Source organism: Streptomyces sp. ERV7, from assembly GCF_001653515.1.
Classification (GTDB): Bacteria; Actinomycetota; Actinomycetes; order Streptomycetales; family Streptomycetaceae; genus Streptomyces.
In genome coordinates this window covers 901,824-918,795 of the sequence record NZ_LYOY01000040.1, presented here as the reverse complement: position 1 = coordinate 918,795, position 16,972 = coordinate 901,824, and the positions used below count along the sequence as shown (strand labels likewise).

General features: G+C 66.4%; 16 protein-coding genes. 6 read left to right on the top strand and 10 right to left on the bottom strand.

All coding sequences use genetic code 11. The features are described 5' to 3' along the window. From serS to A8W25_RS18725, 5 genes are all read right to left on the bottom strand, one after another. A complete protein-coding gene (serS, locus tag A8W25_RS18745) occupies positions 1–1,293 on the bottom strand; it encodes a serine--tRNA ligase (protein ID WP_067162964.1) in 1,293 nt (430 codons plus the stop codon). Further along, a complete protein-coding gene (locus tag A8W25_RS18740; protein ID WP_067162963.1) occupies positions 1,286–2,002 on the bottom strand; it encodes a histidine phosphatase family protein in 717 nt (238 codons plus the stop codon). The genes serS and A8W25_RS18740 overlap by 8 nt, the downstream gene beginning before the upstream one ends. Continuing rightward, entirely contained in the window at positions 1,999–2,925 is a 927-nt protein-coding gene (locus A8W25_RS18735) for an aminoglycoside phosphotransferase family protein (protein ID WP_067162961.1), read from the bottom strand. Before A8W25_RS18735 ends, A8W25_RS18740 begins: the two co-directional genes overlap by 4 nt. Continuing rightward, positions 2,925–4,175 carry a methionine adenosyltransferase gene (locus tag A8W25_RS18730; protein ID WP_067162959.1) on the bottom strand — a complete coding sequence of 417 codons (1,251 nt, stop codon included), beginning with the start codon at positions 4,173–4,175 and terminating at the stop codon, positions 2,925–2,927. The genes A8W25_RS18735 and A8W25_RS18730 overlap by 1 nt, the downstream gene beginning before the upstream one ends. Positions 4,176–4,253: 78 nt before the next feature. Continuing rightward, on the bottom strand, positions 4,254–5,147 hold the full coding sequence (locus tag A8W25_RS18725; RefSeq protein WP_067162958.1) for an aminoglycoside phosphotransferase family protein: 894 nt from the start codon (positions 5,145–5,147) through the stop codon (positions 4,254–4,256). 189 nt (positions 5,148–5,336) lie between these two features. Here A8W25_RS18725 and A8W25_RS18720 point away from each other — a divergent pair, with 189 nt between their 5' ends. From A8W25_RS18720 to A8W25_RS18710, 3 genes are all read left to right on the top strand, one after another. Further along, positions 5,337–6,557 (top strand): helix-turn-helix domain-containing protein, encoded by a 1,221-nt coding sequence (locus A8W25_RS18720; protein ID WP_067162956.1) that lies wholly within the window; start codon positions 5,337–5,339, stop codon positions 6,555–6,557. Positions 6,558–6,567: 10 nt separating this feature from the next. Next, positions 6,568–7,050: an NUDIX domain-containing protein gene (locus A8W25_RS18715; RefSeq protein WP_067162954.1), complete on the top strand. Its 483-nt coding sequence runs from the start codon at positions 6,568–6,570 to the stop codon at positions 7,048–7,050. A 503-nt stretch (positions 7,051–7,553) separates the two neighbouring features. Continuing rightward, positions 7,554–8,828: a DNA cytosine methyltransferase gene (locus A8W25_RS18710; RefSeq protein ID WP_067162952.1), complete on the top strand. Its 1,275-nt coding sequence runs from the start codon at positions 7,554–7,556 to the stop codon at positions 8,826–8,828. 33 nt (positions 8,829–8,861) lie between these two features. On the opposite strand, the gene A8W25_RS18705 is transcribed toward A8W25_RS18710, so the two are convergent. After that, the gene (locus A8W25_RS18705; RefSeq protein ID WP_079126171.1) at positions 8,862–9,365 is read right to left on the bottom strand and encodes a very short patch repair endonuclease; all 504 of its coding nucleotides are present in this window, start codon (positions 9,363–9,365) and stop codon (positions 8,862–8,864) included. Beyond that, on the bottom strand, positions 9,362–10,315 hold the full coding sequence (locus A8W25_RS18700) for a NaeI family type II restriction endonuclease (RefSeq protein ID WP_067162950.1): 954 nt from the start codon (positions 10,313–10,315) through the stop codon (positions 9,362–9,364). The genes A8W25_RS18705 and A8W25_RS18700 overlap by 4 nt, the downstream gene beginning before the upstream one ends. A gap of 69 nt (positions 10,316–10,384) precedes the next feature. On the opposite strand from A8W25_RS18700, the gene A8W25_RS18695 reads away from it, so the two are divergent. Beyond that, a complete protein-coding gene (locus A8W25_RS18695) occupies positions 10,385–10,573 on the top strand; it encodes a hypothetical protein (protein WP_067162949.1) in 189 nt (62 codons plus the stop codon). A gap of 18 nt (positions 10,574–10,591) precedes the next feature. On the opposite strand, the gene A8W25_RS18690 is transcribed toward A8W25_RS18695, so the two are convergent. The 3 genes from A8W25_RS18690 to A8W25_RS18680 are packed head-to-tail and all read right to left on the bottom strand — an operon-like array spanning position 10,592 to position 14,568. Next, a complete protein-coding gene (locus tag A8W25_RS18690; protein WP_067162947.1) occupies positions 10,592–12,418 on the bottom strand; it encodes a DEAD/DEAH box helicase in 1,827 nt (608 codons plus the stop codon). After that, the gene (locus tag A8W25_RS18685; RefSeq protein ID WP_067162946.1) at positions 12,419–13,834 is read right to left on the bottom strand and encodes a transcriptional regulator; all 1,416 of its coding nucleotides are present in this window, start codon (positions 13,832–13,834) and stop codon (positions 12,419–12,421) included. 56 nt (positions 13,835–13,890) lie between these two features. Next, positions 13,891–14,568: a hypothetical protein gene (locus A8W25_RS18680; protein ID WP_079126170.1), complete on the bottom strand. Its 678-nt coding sequence runs from the start codon at positions 14,566–14,568 to the stop codon at positions 13,891–13,893. A gap of 318 nt (positions 14,569–14,886) precedes the next feature. Here A8W25_RS18680 and A8W25_RS18675 point away from each other — a divergent pair, with 318 nt between their 5' ends. Together A8W25_RS18675 and A8W25_RS18670 are read left to right on the top strand one after the other, a co-directional pair. Further along, a complete protein-coding gene (locus A8W25_RS18675) occupies positions 14,887–15,546 on the top strand; it encodes a helix-turn-helix domain-containing protein (RefSeq protein WP_067162944.1) in 660 nt (219 codons plus the stop codon). A gap of 211 nt (positions 15,547–15,757) precedes the next feature. After that, entirely contained in the window at positions 15,758–15,988 is a 231-nt protein-coding gene (locus A8W25_RS18670; protein ID WP_067162942.1) for a hypothetical protein, read from the top strand. The last annotated feature ends 984 nt before the right edge of the window (positions 15,989–16,972 follow it).

Genomic DNA, 16,972 nt, shown 5'->3' with positions numbered 1-16,972 from the left:
TTATGCCTCCGGTGTTCCGTCCGCCGAGATCCGGCGGAAGCCGAGGTACGGGAAGAGGGACTCGGGCAGGACGATGGATCCGTCCTGCTGCTGGCACTGCTCAAGGAGAGCGGCCAGGGTGCGGCCAACCGGGAGGCCGGAGCCATTGAGAGTGGCGACGAGCTTGGGCTTGCCGTCCTTGCCTCGGGTCCGGATGTTGGCCCGGCGGGCCTGGAAGGTGCCGAAGTTGGAGACCGAGGAGATCTCGCGGTACGTGTTCTGGCTCGGGATCCAGACCTCGATGTCGTACGTGAGCTGGGCGGAGAAGCCCGTGTCTCCGGCGGCCAGCTTGACCACGCGGTAGGCGAGGCCGAGTTCCTTCAGGCACGCCTCGGCGTGGCCGACCATCGTCTCCAGCGTGGTGTCCGCGTCGGCCGGGTCGACCATCTGGACGATCTCGACCTTGGCGAACTGGTGCTGGCGGATCAGGCCCCGGGTGTCACGACCGTACGAGCCCGCTTCGGAGCGGAAGCACGGCGTGTGCGCGGTGAGCGTCACCGGCAGCTCGGCCGGGGGGATGATCTCGTCGGCGTAGAGGTTGGTCAGCGGCACCTCGGCCGTCGGGATCAGGAACAGCTCACGGTCGGCGACACCCGTCTTGAACAGGTCCTCCTCGAACTTCGGCAGCTGTCCCGTGCCGGTCATGGTCTTACGGGTGACCAGGTACGGGACGGCGTGCTCCACGTACCCGTGCCGCCGGGTGTGGAGGTCGAGGAAGAGGGTGGCCAGGGCACGCTCCAGCGCTGCTCCGGCGCCGCGCGAGACCGCGAAACGCGGACCGGAGAGTTTCGTCGCCCGCGCGAAGTCCAGGATGCCGGTGGCCTCGCCGAGGTCGACGTGGTCCTTCGGCTCGAACGCGAAGGCCGGCGGGGTGCCGACGCGGCGGATCTCGACCGCGAACTCCTCGGAGTCGCCGTCCGGGGCGGCATCGTCCGGCAGGTTCGGGATGCTGAGGAGGAGGTCACGGAGCTGCTCCTCGACCTGTTCCTGGTCGGCGTCGATCTCTCGGATCTGGTCCTTCAGCTCGCGGGCGCGCTCCTTCAGCTTGGAGATGTCACCACCCTGCTTGGCCGTCTGCTGGACCTCGCTCGCCACCCGCTTGGACTCTGCCCGCAGCTCGTCGGCCGAGCGGATGTTCTGGTTGCGCCGGGACTGGAGAGACTCCAGCTCGGACAAGTCCAGGGAGTAACCGCGACGAGCGAGCCGACGAACCGCTTCGGCACCCATTTCAATCAGGGCGCGGGCATCATGCATGAGGAAGATCCTTCTGATCCGGCGAATGGGATGGGGATACCGGATCGACGGTAGCAACCGCCGCCCCTTCGCTGATCCGCAATGTCGGCGCGTCACCGCCGCCGGTGGCCTCACGCAGAACGCCCGAATCAAGATCGTCCAAGAGTGCCGTCACCAGAATGGGCAGCTCGTCGTCCGGAATGACGATCGGCTCCAGGTACGGGGCCTCAGGGAAGAACAGCGGCATAGCTTCGGCGCCGATGCGGCTCTGGTACCAGAGGAGGACGGACACCAGCAGTCCGTGGCCGACCAGGACGCGGGGGCCGGGGTGCTCCAGGGCGCCGAGCACGCCCGTGAGCATTCTGCGGATGCCCTCGCGCTGGGATTCCGTGGCGCCGGGCGGACGCTCACTGGAGCCGTTGCTGTCGAGCCAGACCGCGTATTCGAGGAAGGGCCTGCCCTCGAAATCCCCGTAGTCGAGTTCGTTCAGCCGGGCGTCGATCACGAGCGCGGGCGCCGGGACGCCCATCAGGAGCGAGGCGGTCTGGCAAGCTCGCGGAAACTCACTGGTCAGCCACGTGGCCACGGAATGGAGGGGCAGAGTGCTCCAGGAGCCGCTCAGAGAGTTCCGGCCTTCCTCGTTCAGATGGATGGGCTTGGCCGGGTCGCCGTTGACGAGGTACCGCTTGCTGTAGTCGGTCTGGCCGTGGCGGAGGATGTACGTCGTCATGATCCGCTCCGAGGGGTCGACGCCAAGAGATGGGTCAGCACTTCTGCCATCAGCGGCGCCCGCGGGTCGCCGGACTCCACGTAGAAGAGGAGGCCGTCGACGGCCAGCAGGCGGCACCAGGGCGCGAGCACCGGGACGGGGATCCGCGAGACGCGTGAGGCAGTGGCCAGTCGCCCGTCGGTACCGCGCCCCAGGTCGTAGTAGACGGTCCAGAACGCCCAGTCGAACGCCGGGTCGCCCACCATGGGCAGCGGATCAATCAGCCGGGGGTGTCCCAGCCAGTCGAACAGGACGTTCTCCCGGTACAGGTCGGCGTGCAGCACCGTCGCCCTGCGGGAGCCCTCCTCAAGGTTGGCGACATCTGGGAGACCAGCCTCGACCAACGAGTGCCAGCCGCCGAGGCTGACCCTGTGCATCCGCTGTTCGAGTCGGGGCTGGACTTCCCGCGTGAGGTAGTCAGTAAGGCGCGGAAGGCTGTCCGGTCGGCGCCTGCGCTGCCCGAAGGTGTGCAGCCCTTGGAGAGCGGCGGCCACCATCTGGATCTCCCGCCTCGGCCGGTCTGCACCACCGGGTTGTCCTCCGACGAGTTCGAGCGCGGCCACCGCCAGATCGTCAGCAGCCTCCACGACACCGGCTGTCGGTCCGCCGGCCCAGAGCCGCAGTGCGTCCACCTCACGGTGGTAGCGGGAGGGGTCGAACCATGCTTTGAGGAGCAGCGGACGCCCGTCCAGGCAGGTTGCCGTCGCGATCACCGAGGCGTGCCCGGCGTCGTGATAGGCGCCGAGCGACAGTTTCCAGCGTTCCGCCGCGCGTGCCAGCCGAGCGGGGACGGCGTCGAGCCACCATTGGGCGGCAGGCCCGTAGTGCGTGAGTAATCGCCGCCGGCACCCCGCGGGGATCTCTCCGAGCGTCCGCTTCGCCATCAGCTCAGCACGATCCCGTCGGAGACCAGCTCGTCCGTCAGGGCCGGGAACTCGCCGAGCGCCTCGGCGACCAGCGCCTGGACTTTACCCACCTCAACGTCGGGAGAGGAGAGGCGGACGAGGATGCGCCAGGGCTGATCCAGCCGCTGCCCGGTCGTGCTCACCAGGTGAACCTCAGCGTGCCCCTCGGTCGCCTCGTGGAGCCGGTTGGCGAGTCGCTGCGCGGCAACGTTGTACAGCTTGCCGACGTGGTAGACAGGGTTCTTTCCGTTGGCGCCCTCCAGGTTCATCGGCCGCAGCGGCGTGATCAGTCCGTTGACCCGGTTGCCCCGCCCGACGACGCCCTCGTCACCAGACTCGATCGAACTGCCGGTGTAGGTCAGGTACAGCTCATCCTTCTCCGGAACGTCGCGGGCGTTCAGCCGGAAGCGGGCCTCCGCTCCAGCCAGCCGGAGGGCGGCGAGACGATGGCACTCTGCCAGGACGGTCTCCGCGTTGCGGACGTACTCTGCCCGGCTGGCGACATGGCGCGACTTCTGCGGGACGCACAGCACGATGTCCGCCCGGTCCCCATCCCAATAGCCCATGAGCTTGACGTCGGAACCGCACCACGCGTGGGCGAGCGTGAACTCGCTCTCCCCGGAGAAGTGGTCCACCAGCTCGCGTACGAACGACTCGAAGCGGTTCTCCGGCGCCCAGCCGGTACCGAGGGACGTGTCGTTGGACAGCCGCACCCGCCGCTCGCGAAGATCCTCGACAGAGCGCGGGTTGAACCAACGTGTGCGGTCGGGCACCCCGTCACCGGTAAGAACGGCCCCCGGGCTCGAATTGCTGGTGATGTTGAAGACGATGTCGAGGTGGTCCGAGACCTCGGGGAGCCGCTCGGCGAAGAACGCCCTGACCTCGGCCTCCACGATGTCCTCGACCGGGATCCGTTCGCCTCCGCACACGGGTGCGGCCCGTCCGTTGACCAGGACCCGCACCGGGGACTTCATCCGGCCCGCGCCGTACCGGACCTCGCTGGCCCCGCCGAGGAGGGCGAGCTTGTCGAAGTTGTGGTGCAGCACGGCGCCGAAGCGTGCGACGGTGTGGCGACTGTAGGCGCGGGACAGCCGCTCGGCGAGATGGTCGGCCAGGGTGTCCGGATGTCCGAGCCCCTTCCGCTCGACGATGGTCGTCGCATCCGGCCGGGCCACGGCGGTGTCGATGACGAGGTGACTGTTGTTGATGATCGTGCTCGTACGAGGCATCACGAACTCCCGTTCAGGGTGGGAAGAAGGAGATGAGCGCAGGCGTCAGCACGCCTGGACGAGCGGTGAAGCGCGGATTCAGCGAGGAACGCCGGCGGCGCGGAGAAGCGCGATGGTCTGGTCGAGGTATCTGTACGCCGAGGTGGCCCGTTCTTCGGCGACGAGTCGGTGAACGTCGTGGGTAGTGACGAGGTCGATGTCCTGCGTGCGACGGCGATCAAGCCAGAGCAGCAGCCGCCAGGCGAGAACCGGTCCGTTGAACGGCAGCCGGGCCAGGAGATCGACCGGGATGCGTCCGGGCGGTACGCCCTCGTACAGCAGATCGCGTACGAGGTGGAAGGCCACGTCGGTGTAGTCGAGAACGGCCGGTCCGCACGCACTCGCCTCCCAGTCGACGACGTGCAGGTGCTCGCAGTCGACGAGCAAGTGCGCAGGTTTGAGGTCGCCGTGCAGGTGAACGACCGGATGCAAATCGATCGTCTGGAGGGCCTGGCCCAGCATCGCCCACCAGGGCAGCCACCGGCAGCGAGGCGAGAACTGATCCAGCAGGAAACGGCTCGGGGAAGCGGCACTGGTTCGCCGCCCTCGCCAGCCGGAGCCGGGAGTGGCGCCGGCAAACGACCGGTGCAGCCTGGCGCTCACCGCCACGACGTGACCGATGTACTCCGCTGTCGCCTTGCGCGTGTCTACCGAGCACGGCGTCCCATCCACTGCCTGGAACACCGTCCAGGCCCCGGCCTCTCCGCTCCCCGTAGCCAGGACGGCCGGGACCGAAATGCCCAGAAGGGTGGCGCGCTCGACCGTCGCGGCCTCACGTTGGCGCCGCCCCTCGGGGTCGATACCGACGTAGACCTTCAACAAGGCGCTGCCGTCCGTGGCGAACCGCGTTCTGGAGAACGGCTTGAGGACTGCCGGGCCGAATGGACCGAGCTCCTGCTCAGCCCACGGCTCCGGCTTCATCGTGCTGCGCACCGTCCACGCCTCCGTCCCACCTGAGAACCAGGGCCGAGCACCAAAGCCAGCCGAAGCGGAGGAAGTTGACCACATTGCCCGGCGGCTTTCTCGGTCTGCTGCGACAGTAGGCGGGGAGTCCCGCAGCACCCCGGAAAATCCTTCCGGGGTCCCTTTCGGCCACGAGGTGATGCTCAGGACATGCGAGGGATGACAGAGCATCTGACCATCGGCGAGCGCGTCGCCTGGTACCGGCACCGACGTGGCCTTTCCCAGGAAGTCCTGGCCGGGCTTGTAGGCCGCACCACGGACTGGCTGAGCAAAGCGGAGAACAACCGGATCGAGCTCGACCGCCTGTCGGTGATCACTTCACTCGCCGAGGCCCTCGACGTCTCGCTCGGAGACCTGCTGGCCGAACCAACCCTCATGGAATGGTCGAACGACAGCGGCCGTCGCACGGTCCCCGCCCTGCGCGAAGCCCTCATGGACTACAAGTTGCTCACACCCCTCCTGGGGTCCCCACCCGATGACGAACCACCCGCCCTGGAAGACCTCCAGGCCAACGTGAAGGAGATCCTCGACGCCTACCAGGCATCCCGCTACGGCTTCGCCACGCGACGTCTTCCCCTCGTCCTGGCCGACTCCCTTGCCGCATCCCGCGCGTACTCAGGACGCGAAGGCGAGGAGGCACATGCCCAGCTCGCCTTGGCCTACCACGGTGCGGCACTTGTGCTGGGAAAGGTCGGAGAGTCGGAACTGGCATGGATCGCCGCCGACCGTGGCCTGGCAGCCGCACAGCAGTGCGGCCAGAGCACAGTGATGGGCTCGCTCTTCCGCGCAGTTACGCACTGTCTGATGGCCACCGGCCGCTTCACCGCCGCAATCCAGCTGGTGAACGATGCGGCGGCGGTAATGCAGCCCGGCCTGGGCACCGCGAACGACGAATACCTCTCGGTCTACGGCACGCTCTTCCTCGCCGGCGCCATGGCGGCCGCCCGAGCGGAAGATCGGATGACGACGCAGACCTTCCTCCGGGAAGCCGACGAAACCGCGCGGCGGCTGGGAGCCGATGCCAACCACCTGTGGACGGCCTTCGGCCCGACCAACGTGGCCATCCACTGCGTCGCCACCGCCGGCGAGCTCGGGGACATCCAGATCGCGGCAGACCTAGGGCAACGCATCGACACCAGCGGCTTGCCCGTGGAACGGCGCGTGAGGCACAGCCTCGAAGTCGCCAGAGCGCTCAGTGCCTGGAACCGGACCGATGAAGCCCTGTCCACGCTGCTGGAGGCCGAACAGGAGGCCCCCGAACAGGTACGTCACCACTACCTGAGCCGGGAACTGGCCATCGGCTGGATCCGCGGCACCCGGGGCCGACCGTCCCAGTCCGTGGCCGACCTGGCTCGCAGACTCGGTGTCGTCGGCGGTTAGAGTCCGTCCCGTGAGCGAGAACGAGCACGAAGCGAAGATGGCCCGCCCGCGCATGGCAGCCGGCGCTCTGTTCTTCGACGAGGCCGACCGGGTCCTGCTCGTCGAGCCCTCGTACAAGGACTACCGCGACATCCCCGGCGGATACGTCGAGCACGGGGAGTCACCCCTGCAAGCCTGCGTGCGCGAAGTCCACGAGGAGCTGGGCATCAAGCCCGTCATCGGCCGCCTGCTCGTCGTGGACTGGGCACCGAATCCGGGAGAGGGCGACAAGGTCCTCTACCTCTTCGACGGCGGCCACCTCACCGCAGGCCAACGCCAGCAGATCGCGCTACCAGCCGACGAGCTGCGCAGCTACGGCTTCCACCCCACCGCGCGGCTGTCAGAGCTCACCATCCCCCGTCTCGTACGCCGGATCACCGTCGGCATGCAAGCCCGCGCGAACGGCCTGACCGCCTACCTGGAACACGGAGCGTTGCCGGAAACAGACAGCTGACCAGGGCGTAAGCATTACGGAAGACTCAGGCCGACCTCTCCTGATGCGAGTCTGCTACTAGCGGCTCGAACGCGACAAAAATGACCGCACAGCCACAGCCACAGCTAGTCTCCTCACCCAAGACATCCCGATACGGACGTAGCCAGCTCTGCGAACGCGCGGCCTGCCGAAGGCGCCGACAGCCCGCTTGTTGATCGCGTCGAGGGCGGGAAACGCCGCTGCCTCCCTAATGACTCATCCGAGGGCCCTCCAGATGTGAGGTCGCCCTCTATTTCTTTCGTGCGGGGTAGCAGCAAGGCAGAGGTCCGCAGGGTTCCGGCCATCTAGACTGGTCTTTCTCACTGGTCACGTTCGCAGTCAGCTGTACATGCCCGCCTCGGTGGACTTGCTGGCCTGCTCCTGGGATGTTCGTAGGCAGAGACGGACTCGCTAGCGTGTTCGAGTCCACCCTGCCGCAAGTGCACCCAAGAGCGCGGCGGGCAGTGCGCACGTATGGAGGATGAATGACGGATCTGCAGGCTGTCGAGATCTGCGCGGGTGCGGGCGGGCAGGCCCTCGGATTGGAGCGTGCTGGATTCGAGCACGCCCTGGCAGTGGAGCTCGACACGCATGCCGTCGCCACGCTGCGCAAGAATCGGCCGGGCTGGGACGTGCGGCAAGGCGACGTAGCCGATCCGAAGGTGTGGGAGCCTGAGAGGTTCGGCGGAGTGGACCTGATCGCAGGCGGAGTACCCTGCCCACCCTTCACCATTGCCGGCAAGCAGCTGGGGGCGACCGACGAGCGCGACCTCTTCGCCTGGGCTGTGCACCTGGCTGAGAGGGTCAAGCCCAAGGCGCTTCTACTGGAAAACGTCCGGGGGCTCAGCGCCAATCGCTTCGCGGCCTATCGGCAGAATGTCCTCGACACGCTGCAGAGCGCTGGCTACATCGCCCAGTGGAAGCTTCTCCACGCAGCCGACTTCGGCGTGCCGCAGCTGCGCCCCCGCTTCGTACTCGTAGCGCTACTTCCTGAATACGCTGAGTACTTCACCTGGCCCGAGCCTCTGGCTGGCAAGCGGCCGACGGTGGGCGAGACCCTGTGCGACCTGATGGGCGCCAGGGGCTGGGAAGGCGCCAGGAGCTGGGCAGATAAGGCCGCCGATATCGCTCCGACGATCGTCGGAGGATCCAAGAAGCACGGCGGCGCCGACCTGGGACCGACACGCGCCAAGGCCGCATGGGCCAAGCTGGGAGTTGATGCCCTCGGGATCCGCGACCAGGCCCCAGAGCCTGGTTGGGAGCCGGATCCAGGCAAGCCGGGACCGAAGTTGACCGTCGAGATGGTCGCCCGGATCCAGGGGTGGAAGCCCGAGGACGAGTGGGTGTTCGAAGGGCGGAAGACCAGTACGTACCGACAGGTGGGGAACGCCTTCCCACCGCCTGTCGCAGAGGCGGTGGGCCGGTCCATCGCGCGGGCGCTGCGGCAGGAGGGGCCCCGCACCGAGCTGGTGGAGACCACAGAGGTGGTCCACGACCCCGTCTACAAGCTGCTGCGGGGGATGGAGCGCCCCGTAGGCATCGACCAGATCATCAAGCGGTTGGAGAAGGTCGGGCAGCGCATGTCTGAGCCGGAAGTCGAACGGCACATCGCTCACCTGGAGCACGACTTCGTAATCCAGAGGATCAAGCGCTCGAACGGTTCTCTCGGCTACAGGCTCGGCGAGTTCAAGGCGTTCGTCGGCCAAGAGAGTCACGAGCGGCACGAGCTCTTCTCCTTGAACCAGGCGAAGATCAGCTGACGGCTGCCGCGACAGCCGCACGCGACACTACGCTCAGAGGGCCTTCCCGGAGCCCTTCGAGGCTGCAGCCTCGAGTCGGCGAGCGGTCACTGCCTCGATGACGGTACTGGCACACGCTTCTGGCGCGAGGTGTTCCCAGAAGCGGAGCACCAGCCAGCCAGCTTCCGCCAGGCGGTTGTCTGTGTCCCGGTCGCGCTGAATGTTCCGCCCAATTTTGTCCTCCCAGTACGGCCGGTTCGTCTTGGGCATCACGAAGTGCTCCGGGCAGCCGTGCCAAAAGCAGCCGTCGATGAAGACGGCCACCTTCACGGGGCGGAAGACCATATCGGCCGTGCGGCGCATCTTCGGAAGCGGCTTGGCAGCCACTCGATAGCGCAGTCCAGCGGCGTGGACGAGCGACCGGAGGAGCAGCTCGGGCGCAGTGTCGCGGCTCCGGTTACCTAGCATGCTCCGCCGGTTCGCGGCCGAGGAGGCCCAGGACCCCTCGGGGGGCGTCCAGCGCACGGCCTGCGGTTCTGGTTGTCCTTGCTCGCTCATATCTCCGGCAGCTTGGGGACGGCTTCCTCTGGGTCATCCGGCCTGGCAAGGACCCATTCCTGCCCGCCCAGTTCTATCCTCGGCGCTTCCCCGTGGTGGGGACGGGCAGCAGCAAGTCGCACGCTCACCGACTCACCCGGACCCGGTACAGGTAGGCCGAGCGCTTCAGCAATCCGCCCGTGACTCGAATAATGGCCCAGGATGACGATGCCACGCGATTGGAGCCTTGAGCGCGAGCCGCCGTTGTAGCGGACGCGCTTCATGTAGTCCTCCTGCATCGCCACTGTAGCGACGACAGTGCGGCTGATCCGTCGGCCTTGAGCCCGCAAGAACAGATCGTCCACTCGGCGCTGGCCGCTCCTGTGGGAGAAGATTGCATCGGTGTCGGCCTCGGAAAGCCGCAGCAGCATGTTCTCCTGGAGGGAGGCCCGGCGGAACAACCACCGTACGGCAGCCCGCCCTTCGGCGTTCAGAGTCTTCTTGGCGTCCCGGTTCCCACCGCGATTCAGCCTGTCTGGCAGGGCGCGCACGAGACCAGCGGACCAACTGGACTCTTCATCGCTGGCCCAGACGACAAGCAGCAGGTGGCCGAGGGCCTCCGGCGGAATCATCCACCCGCCAAGCGTCTGCGAGTATTTGCAGTCGACGTCAGTGTCGGCGATCGAGTAGTCCATGCTGATGCCGTCTGCAAAGCCGAACTCCCGCTGGACATTGATCTCGATCAACGTGCCAAGGTGGGCCTTCTCAGTCTTGTACAGCTGATCCCACCGGAAGCGACCGGTGTGCTGGCCGTCCAGGAGCATATCGATGCTCCGCCGGATCGCCCCTGCGAGTCTCTTGCCGTGTGGGTCTGCAGTGAGGATCTGCCGTGCAACAGCTTCCAGTTTCGGATCGCCGGGTTCGTCGACAGCCCACAGGGCCGTCTGCGTACTGATCGCTTCGCCGTCCACGGCGGGACTCTATCCGGCAGGCAGGCTGCAGGGCAGCCCGCCTGCCATGGAGACTGGCACACTTCGAGTGTGATACGCGAACCAGCAGAACTGCAGATCGATGACAACGGCGGCGTGTCCCTGCCACTGGGGCTTCTCGCGGAGGCCGGCCTAGATGCAGGCGGCCGGATCCTGGCGTTCAGCGACGGTGACGGGCGCATTGTGCTGCAGCGAGAAGCAGACGCCTTCGAGGCACTGCTGCGCGACGGAACCCTGTGAGCCGAGATCCCGCCGCCGCTAGGTCGCTCCCGCCCCGAGGTGCTCGAGAAGTGCCCGCACATCGGCGGCGTCCATCCCTGCGGCCATTGGGAGCTCCTCCTCCGGGTCACCCAGCTGCTGCACCTCCGGATCGTCAAGGATCCGCCCCATGAAGTCCAGTTTTTCCGCCAGCCGAAGGGCTACCACCTCGTCGATGCTCCCCTCAGCCGCGAGGACCGTAACTCGCGTCTCCGTGTCCGGGGCAAGGCCGAGACGGTGGATCCGGTCGAGGCTCTGCAAGAACCGGCCTGCCTGGAAATCACGGTCCACGTAGACCGCGTCATGGCAGACCTGATGAAGGCTGATGCCCTCGCCTAGGGTCGCCGGATTGGAAATCAGGACGTTGCAGTCCGAATCATCCCGGAAGCGGCGCAGGACAGCCTCCCGATCAAGGGTTCCCCCGTGCACTACCGCCGGCTGGAAAGGCACCAGCAGTGTCTGGAGCGAAGTGATGCTGCGTACGAAGCTTGTCCATACCAGGGTTTTGCGTCCAGCCGCGGCATTGGCAGAGACGATGGAGAGGGCCTCCTGGTATTTGGGGGGCAACTCGTAGTCGGGAAGCCTGCGGAGGAGCGCTGAGAGCGATTCCCCTTCAGCCACCTCCAATGGCGGGACGCGGAAGTGCAGCGGCTCGTGGCGTGTAGAACCCGCCACGATCAGGGACGGACTCGTCGCCGCCATCAGTAGGCGCAGCGCCGTCTTGCCGAGTGCTTCGAAGTCTGTCCTGTCTACCGCCGCCCTGGCTGAGAACTTGCCTACCAGCGCGTCGTAGATCTCGCGGTGCAGTGGCGGCATCGGAACTCGGCGCACCCGCGTCTCCATCGGGGGAAGCCCCAGCTCCTCCTTGGTTGTCCGCGTGTACATGGGCCGCAGTACTCGGCTGGCATGGGCTAGGTCACCGCCGTCGACAGCTTGGGTGACCACGCGCCGACCATGTCCGGGCCATACGAAGGAAAGCAGGTTCTCCAGGTCCTTTGCTCCATTGGGGGCTGGAGTGCCGCTGAGGATCATCCGAACTCGGCTGAGAGGGCCCAAAGCCATGCAGGCGGCACCGTATACCCCTGCTCCTCCCAGCTTCATGCGGTGTGCCTCATCGAGGACGAGCATTGCCGGAGCCGCCTTCAACCACTGGGACAGCCCGGCGAGAGCCCGGTCCAGACGCTCGTAGTTGACAAGGAGGATGTCCGCCGAGGCCGGAACCGACTTGCCCAGCACCTGTACATCGAACTTGGTGGTGGTGGAGAAGCACTCCTTGGTCTCCTCCTGCCACGCCTCGTAAGCCGACTTGGGGCTCACCACGAGCATGCGAGCTACCGATCCGCGCTGGCGGAGTGCAGAGAAGACAGCGAGGGAGACACGGGTCTTGCCGGCACCGGGCACACTGAAGTTGGCGCCGTGGCCGACCGAGAGCAGTCGAGCTATGTCCCGGAGCTGGAACGGAGTGAGGGGCCCGATCCAATCGTCGCCCAGCAGAGCCGGTACCGACTCCAGCTCGACGGTGTCCTCTTCGGGAGAGCCGCTGAGGAGCCGCTCCGCCGTGTCCGCCGCGTCGAGCATCTCGGAGACCAGGAGACGAAAGTCGTCTTCCCAGACGACGCTGTCCGGCTGGGGCCAGGATCCGAGAACACTGAGGCTGGCGAGGAGGCTGTCAATAGGGACCACTGCCGAGAGCCTGTCGGTCATCCGGCCGCTGGGGAAACTGGCGACCAACTGCCCGAGCGCGCCGCGGCACTCGGGCGCGGTCCGCAATGCAGCGTGCGTGCGCGTGACGTCGAAGCCAATCGTCAAGCTGGGCTCGCCGGCCACCTAGTGTGCCTTTCCGAAGGTTTCAAGGAGCCACGTCACTCCGTCGCCGGGATCCTGCACTGTACGTTTTGCCTCGATAGCAAGCTTCTCAAGCTTCTGCCGCAGGTCAGTGACGGCGTCGTCGAACGCCTCCTCATCGAGGCTCCGCCGCGCCCGAGACATGACCAGGTCAGTGACGCACTGCTCGATGTCCCGGCCGGCGTCGGCCAAGCGGCCAGGAGCTGCCTGCTTACGCTTCTTGATACGTGCGTCGCGGCCTGCGTCACTGATGGCCTCATCCATCGCCTCGCGCAGCCGCTCGAACTCCCTTTTAGCTTCAGCCGCAGCCTCCGGGAGGACCGCGCTGCCCGGTCGGCTGACAGCTCGCACGTGCAGGACGGCATCTGTCAATGCCTTGGCTGCGCTGAGAGAGGCGGACGGGCCCTTCACAACCCGACCCAAACCAGGAATGGCCACACTCGCCGAAGCCTCAGCTGGAGCCTCCCCGTCCGGCAGTGTCTTGGCGAGATAGCGGTCACGGAAGTCGTGGTCAATGAAACGGACGTCGGTCTTGGCGAAGCCCAAGAGCATGGCTGCCAGGCGGTTCTCCAGCAGCAGTTCCGCCTTCTCGGGGTTGACCGCATACTGCTTGGCGTAGGCGCGCTGCAGTTCGCGGAACTTCTCAGCCTGTTCCTCGAAAGCGACCAAGGACAGCTGCTCGCCTGCCGTCTTGCTTCGCTCGATGAGAGACCTGATGTGGGCAAGCACCCACTGGTCCCGTCGGCAGCGCTCCGGTGTCGTGCGAAAGATCGTGGCGATGAGAACCAGGGGGGTCCCCTGGTCCACCAGCTCCTGAACAGCGAGCAGGTGATTGATATAGGAGTAGTCCCGCCGGTGCTCCTTGCGCAGCTGGAGCGACAGTTCGATCGCGGCAATGTCCTGCCAGCTGCAAGAAGGCGGCAATACGGCTACACGCATAGCGTGGTTGGGGCCGTAGAGCTGCATCAGTGCGGCACGCCGGGTGTTGCCGTTGACAAGGATGCCTTCGTGGGTGATCAGCCCGGGATCGTTCTGCCCGTACTCCTTCAGGCTGGCAGCCAGATCATCGAACTCAGGATCGGTACGAGCCGGGTCCGCCGGGAGCACTTGCAGCAGGCGGTCCAGATACGCCTGGCTGTCAGCGCTCCAGGGGTCATCCGCGAGTGCTTCGGCCTGCTTCGGGTCGTGGCTGGACTGCGCACGGATGCGATGGGTCGCCGGGTTGTAGTAGAGGTTGCCCACGGGCACCTGGATGACCTCAAGGTGCTCCGGCCCACCTCGCCACTCGACAGTAAAGGTCTCGCGGGGGCCGCCGCCGGCCGCGATTTCCTTCAGCCGGGACTGGACGAGAGCCCGGTTCTCCTCGGCACCCGGCGGCGGACCGTAGCCGTTGGCCATGTAGTCGCTCCTGCTTCCGTTCGTGTTCTTGCGAGGGTTCCGTAGTACGGGCGTGCTCAGTGGAGTCCCAGCTCCTTTTGAAGCTGCACCCGTGACTCCATGGGCAGAGAGCGGTAGTCGCTCCAGATCTGCTCCACGCGGCTGAACTCGCGCCGGTCGGCCGCTACCCAGCCAGACAGTACGCTGCGCTCGACCGGGTCAAGGGCAGCGGCTGCCGTGAGCACCTTGTGCAGATCCGCTGCGAGCGACTTGCCTCCTACCCGGCACCGCTTGCACTCGGTGACCAGCTCCGTGCCCTTCGCGCCGTTCGGCTTCACTACTTCCCTGCGGGCGATGTCGAGCTGGGCTGCCTCATCGGTGCCGGCATAGGTCTCGCCGGGGGTGATGCCGCAGGAGCGGCACATGTGCCCGTCCCTAGCCAGCACCTCGCGTCGTCGAGCTGCGCCGATCGCGACCGTACCTGTCTTGCGGGTGGCGCGACCAGGCTCCCAGACGGGGTCGCCGGGCTTCACGAAGCGCTGCTCGTGGGAGTCCAATCCAGCGTCTTCCCTGTTGGTGTCGATGCGCCAACCGAAATCCCGAAGGTCTCGCATGCGCCGGTCGACTTGAGACACCCCGGGGAAGGCTGCTCGCAGCTCTTCCTTGGTGAAGGTGTTGCCCTCGCCGACCACGGAGACCAGCCACAGGGCCACGCGCTTCATCGTTCCGAGGCCGGCATCCTGCCAGGACGGCATGACATCTCCATTCGCGGGGGGCCGCCCTGCGGCGGCCGGGGTAGCACGGTGGGCAGCGGACTGCGGACATTCATTAGTAGCACGGCCCACACCCTCACTCCAGCGATTAGCGATCTTTACAGGAACAAGGAAACAGAGGACGTCCGTAAAGATCCGTTTTGGCCCTATTTTTCGGAATTAAAGACGCCAAATGCCCCCATGGAAAGTAGTCAGGAAAAAGCGCGGAACCATGCACCGCTGAGCCGGGGAGTGGCTAGGCTTCCAGTGATCGCCGGTTCCCCGTAGGCAATCTCGAGCGAGCGGAAGGGTTCGTTTGGCATGCCGTCACTTGGATCGATTAGCACCACCTGTGCGCCCGAGGCCACGGAAGAAGTTCGGGCGTTCGCCAACGCCCTCAAGCGCCTCATCCACTATGTCCGCCCTGGCGACACGATGGCGCAGAAAGCGAAGGCGATGCACATCTCGCCGCCGCTCCTCTCCCACTGGCTCAACGGACGTCGACTTCCGCGCCCGGCGGCCATCGAGGCACTGTCCGGGTTGGCGCTGGAGGGTGTGGCGGGCGATAGGGACATCGCCAAGCTGGCCCACGAGTTCGCAGCACTCGAGCCACTCCTCCAGGCTGCGCGGAGGTCGACCTGCCGCCGATGCGCGGCCGGTTGCACCTGCGCCGAGCCGGGAGGCAAGGGGGACCGGCGCAACAGTTTCTGCAACACCGCCGCCGACAAGGGGGACCGGCGCAACAGCACGGCACCGTCGAAGCCGGATTTACCCATGCGCCTGGCGGCGATGCCCGACATCGACCGCGTCAACCTTCTGCAGAGGCTGGGGGCGGTGCTGCCCGAAGGGGAAATCGGCGCAGTCGCGGATACCCTCGCATGCGCGGGAATGAAAGTGGAAATGGAGATCCTTATCCGGCACGCAAAGTCGGCCGGGAGGGATTCGACGGAAATTGCAATCGCCCTCGGTGGACTCCGCTAGAATTTCGAATAATCACTTCTCGCTCGAATCAGAAATGAGGGAGAACCACTGTCCAGTGAAACGCGTGAGGGATTACGTCACCCTCTCAACGACTACTGCCGCGCACCTCCAGAAGTGCAGGGAAGGCCCGGCCTGAAGGGTCTGCAAACCACGACCGGGACCTCCCCTGCCGAAACGCCCGTCGGATCGATGACCAACTAGGAGTTCCACCTTGAATGGTAAGACCCTCCTGGCCCGATTGGCCAGGAAGATCAAGGCTGCCTGCCAGCAGCTCCACGTCGCCTTCGACGGCGCGGGACGCGTAAGCCCCCTGTGGGAGAAGACCCGTCGCCGACTCCGCTTCCTCCGCTGGACGCTGGTGATCCAGATCATCAAGGGAGCCGCATTCGCCGGCGGCGGCATCATCATCCAGATGATGGCTACTCGGTTCCTCAACCGCTGAGGTCGACTCGACGCTCACTGCCGCACCTGCCGGCGGAAATCAGGGGATGACAGACCCGCCGTATCAGCGACGGCAGGCTGAACAGCCAAGTGGTGTGCGGTACCCGGCGAATGTCGGCGGGCGCCGCACACCGCTGGCCTGCATCAAACAGACAGCCGGATCACCCACGCCGCCGGCGACCTCACCGTGCGCCAGAGCCCATCTCCCCCAGATCACCGCCGGCGCCCGCGAACGCAATGACCATGCGGGCGCACGTCGACGAGGACGAACCATCGGGTGGCCCCCTGGGAGCCATCTGGGAGCCGACCCGCTCCCCGAACCCCGTCCAGGCCACGCAAGACCAACCGGGACCATGGGCCTGACCTGCATAAACGCCATCGCCACTGGCTAGATCACCAACCGAACCTCATTCGGGACGAAGAGGTCGTGGGTTCAAATCCCGCCACCCCGACAGCCGCAGGACCAGATCAGGTCCGGTACTGAGAAATCAGTGCCGGGCCTGATCTGTTTTTCCGGGCCGTCCGGAGACCGGAACGCCCGGGGAGCCGGCGGGGAGCGGATCATCGCGGGCGCCCCACGCGGAAGAGGCCGTTCTCCGGGAGAACGGCCTCTTCCGCGTTGTCTGCTGTCGGTGCCCTCTGCGACCGAAGCATTCACGGCTGACCGCATGGGTCCGGCACCGGTCCCTCCCCTGTGGGGACCGGTACCGAACCACACGGTCGGCGTCGTCCGCGCCGGCGTGGCGCGGAATGCCGGACCCGTGGTTGACGCGCCGGCGGCCCGGAGGGGGCTGGCTCCACGGATCCCTCAGGCTCACGCGGCGAGGCCGTCGCCGCCGTCTCGGGTGACTCCGAATCGAAGCTGACCGAGAACATGCGGCATCATGAGCTGTCTCTTCGAGCGCCGGGCCGGTGGCCTGTCTGGGCTTCGCCCGGTCGGTGCGCTACTGCGTCGAGATCCTGCCAGCTGCGGCTCCCACCGAGG

Excerpts from the sequence above, each read along its gene's own strand:
- A8W25_RS18720 (WP_067162956.1), top strand. The coding sequence starts at position 5,337 with ATGACAGAGCATCTGACCATCGGCGAGCGCGTCGCCTGGTACCGGCAC.
- A8W25_RS18705 (WP_079126171.1), bottom strand. The coding sequence starts at position 9,365 with ATGAGCGAGCAAGGACAACCAGAACCGCAGGCCGTGCGCTGGACGCCC.
- serS (WP_067162964.1), bottom strand. The coding sequence starts at position 1,293 with ATGCATGATGCCCGCGCCCTGATTGAAATGGGTGCCGAAGCGGTTCGT.
- A8W25_RS18730 (WP_067162959.1), bottom strand. The coding sequence starts at position 4,175 with ATGCCTCGTACGAGCACGATCATCAACAACAGTCACCTCGTCATCGAC.
- A8W25_RS18680 (WP_079126170.1), bottom strand. The coding sequence starts at position 14,568 with ATGCCGTCCTGGCAGGATGCCGGCCTCGGAACGATGAAGCGCGTGGCC.
- A8W25_RS18735 (WP_067162961.1), bottom strand. The coding sequence starts at position 2,925 with ATGGCGAAGCGGACGCTCGGAGAGATCCCCGCGGGGTGCCGGCGGCGA.
- A8W25_RS18740 (WP_067162963.1), bottom strand. The coding sequence starts at position 2,002 with ATGACGACGTACATCCTCCGCCACGGCCAGACCGACTACAGCAAGCGG.
- A8W25_RS18710 (WP_067162952.1), top strand. The coding sequence starts at position 7,554 with ATGACGGATCTGCAGGCTGTCGAGATCTGCGCGGGTGCGGGCGGGCAG.
- A8W25_RS18685 (WP_067162946.1), bottom strand. The coding sequence starts at position 13,834 with ATGGCCAACGGCTACGGTCCGCCGCCGGGTGCCGAGGAGAACCGGGCT.
- A8W25_RS18675 (WP_067162944.1), top strand. The coding sequence starts at position 14,887 with ATGCCGTCACTTGGATCGATTAGCACCACCTGTGCGCCCGAGGCCACG.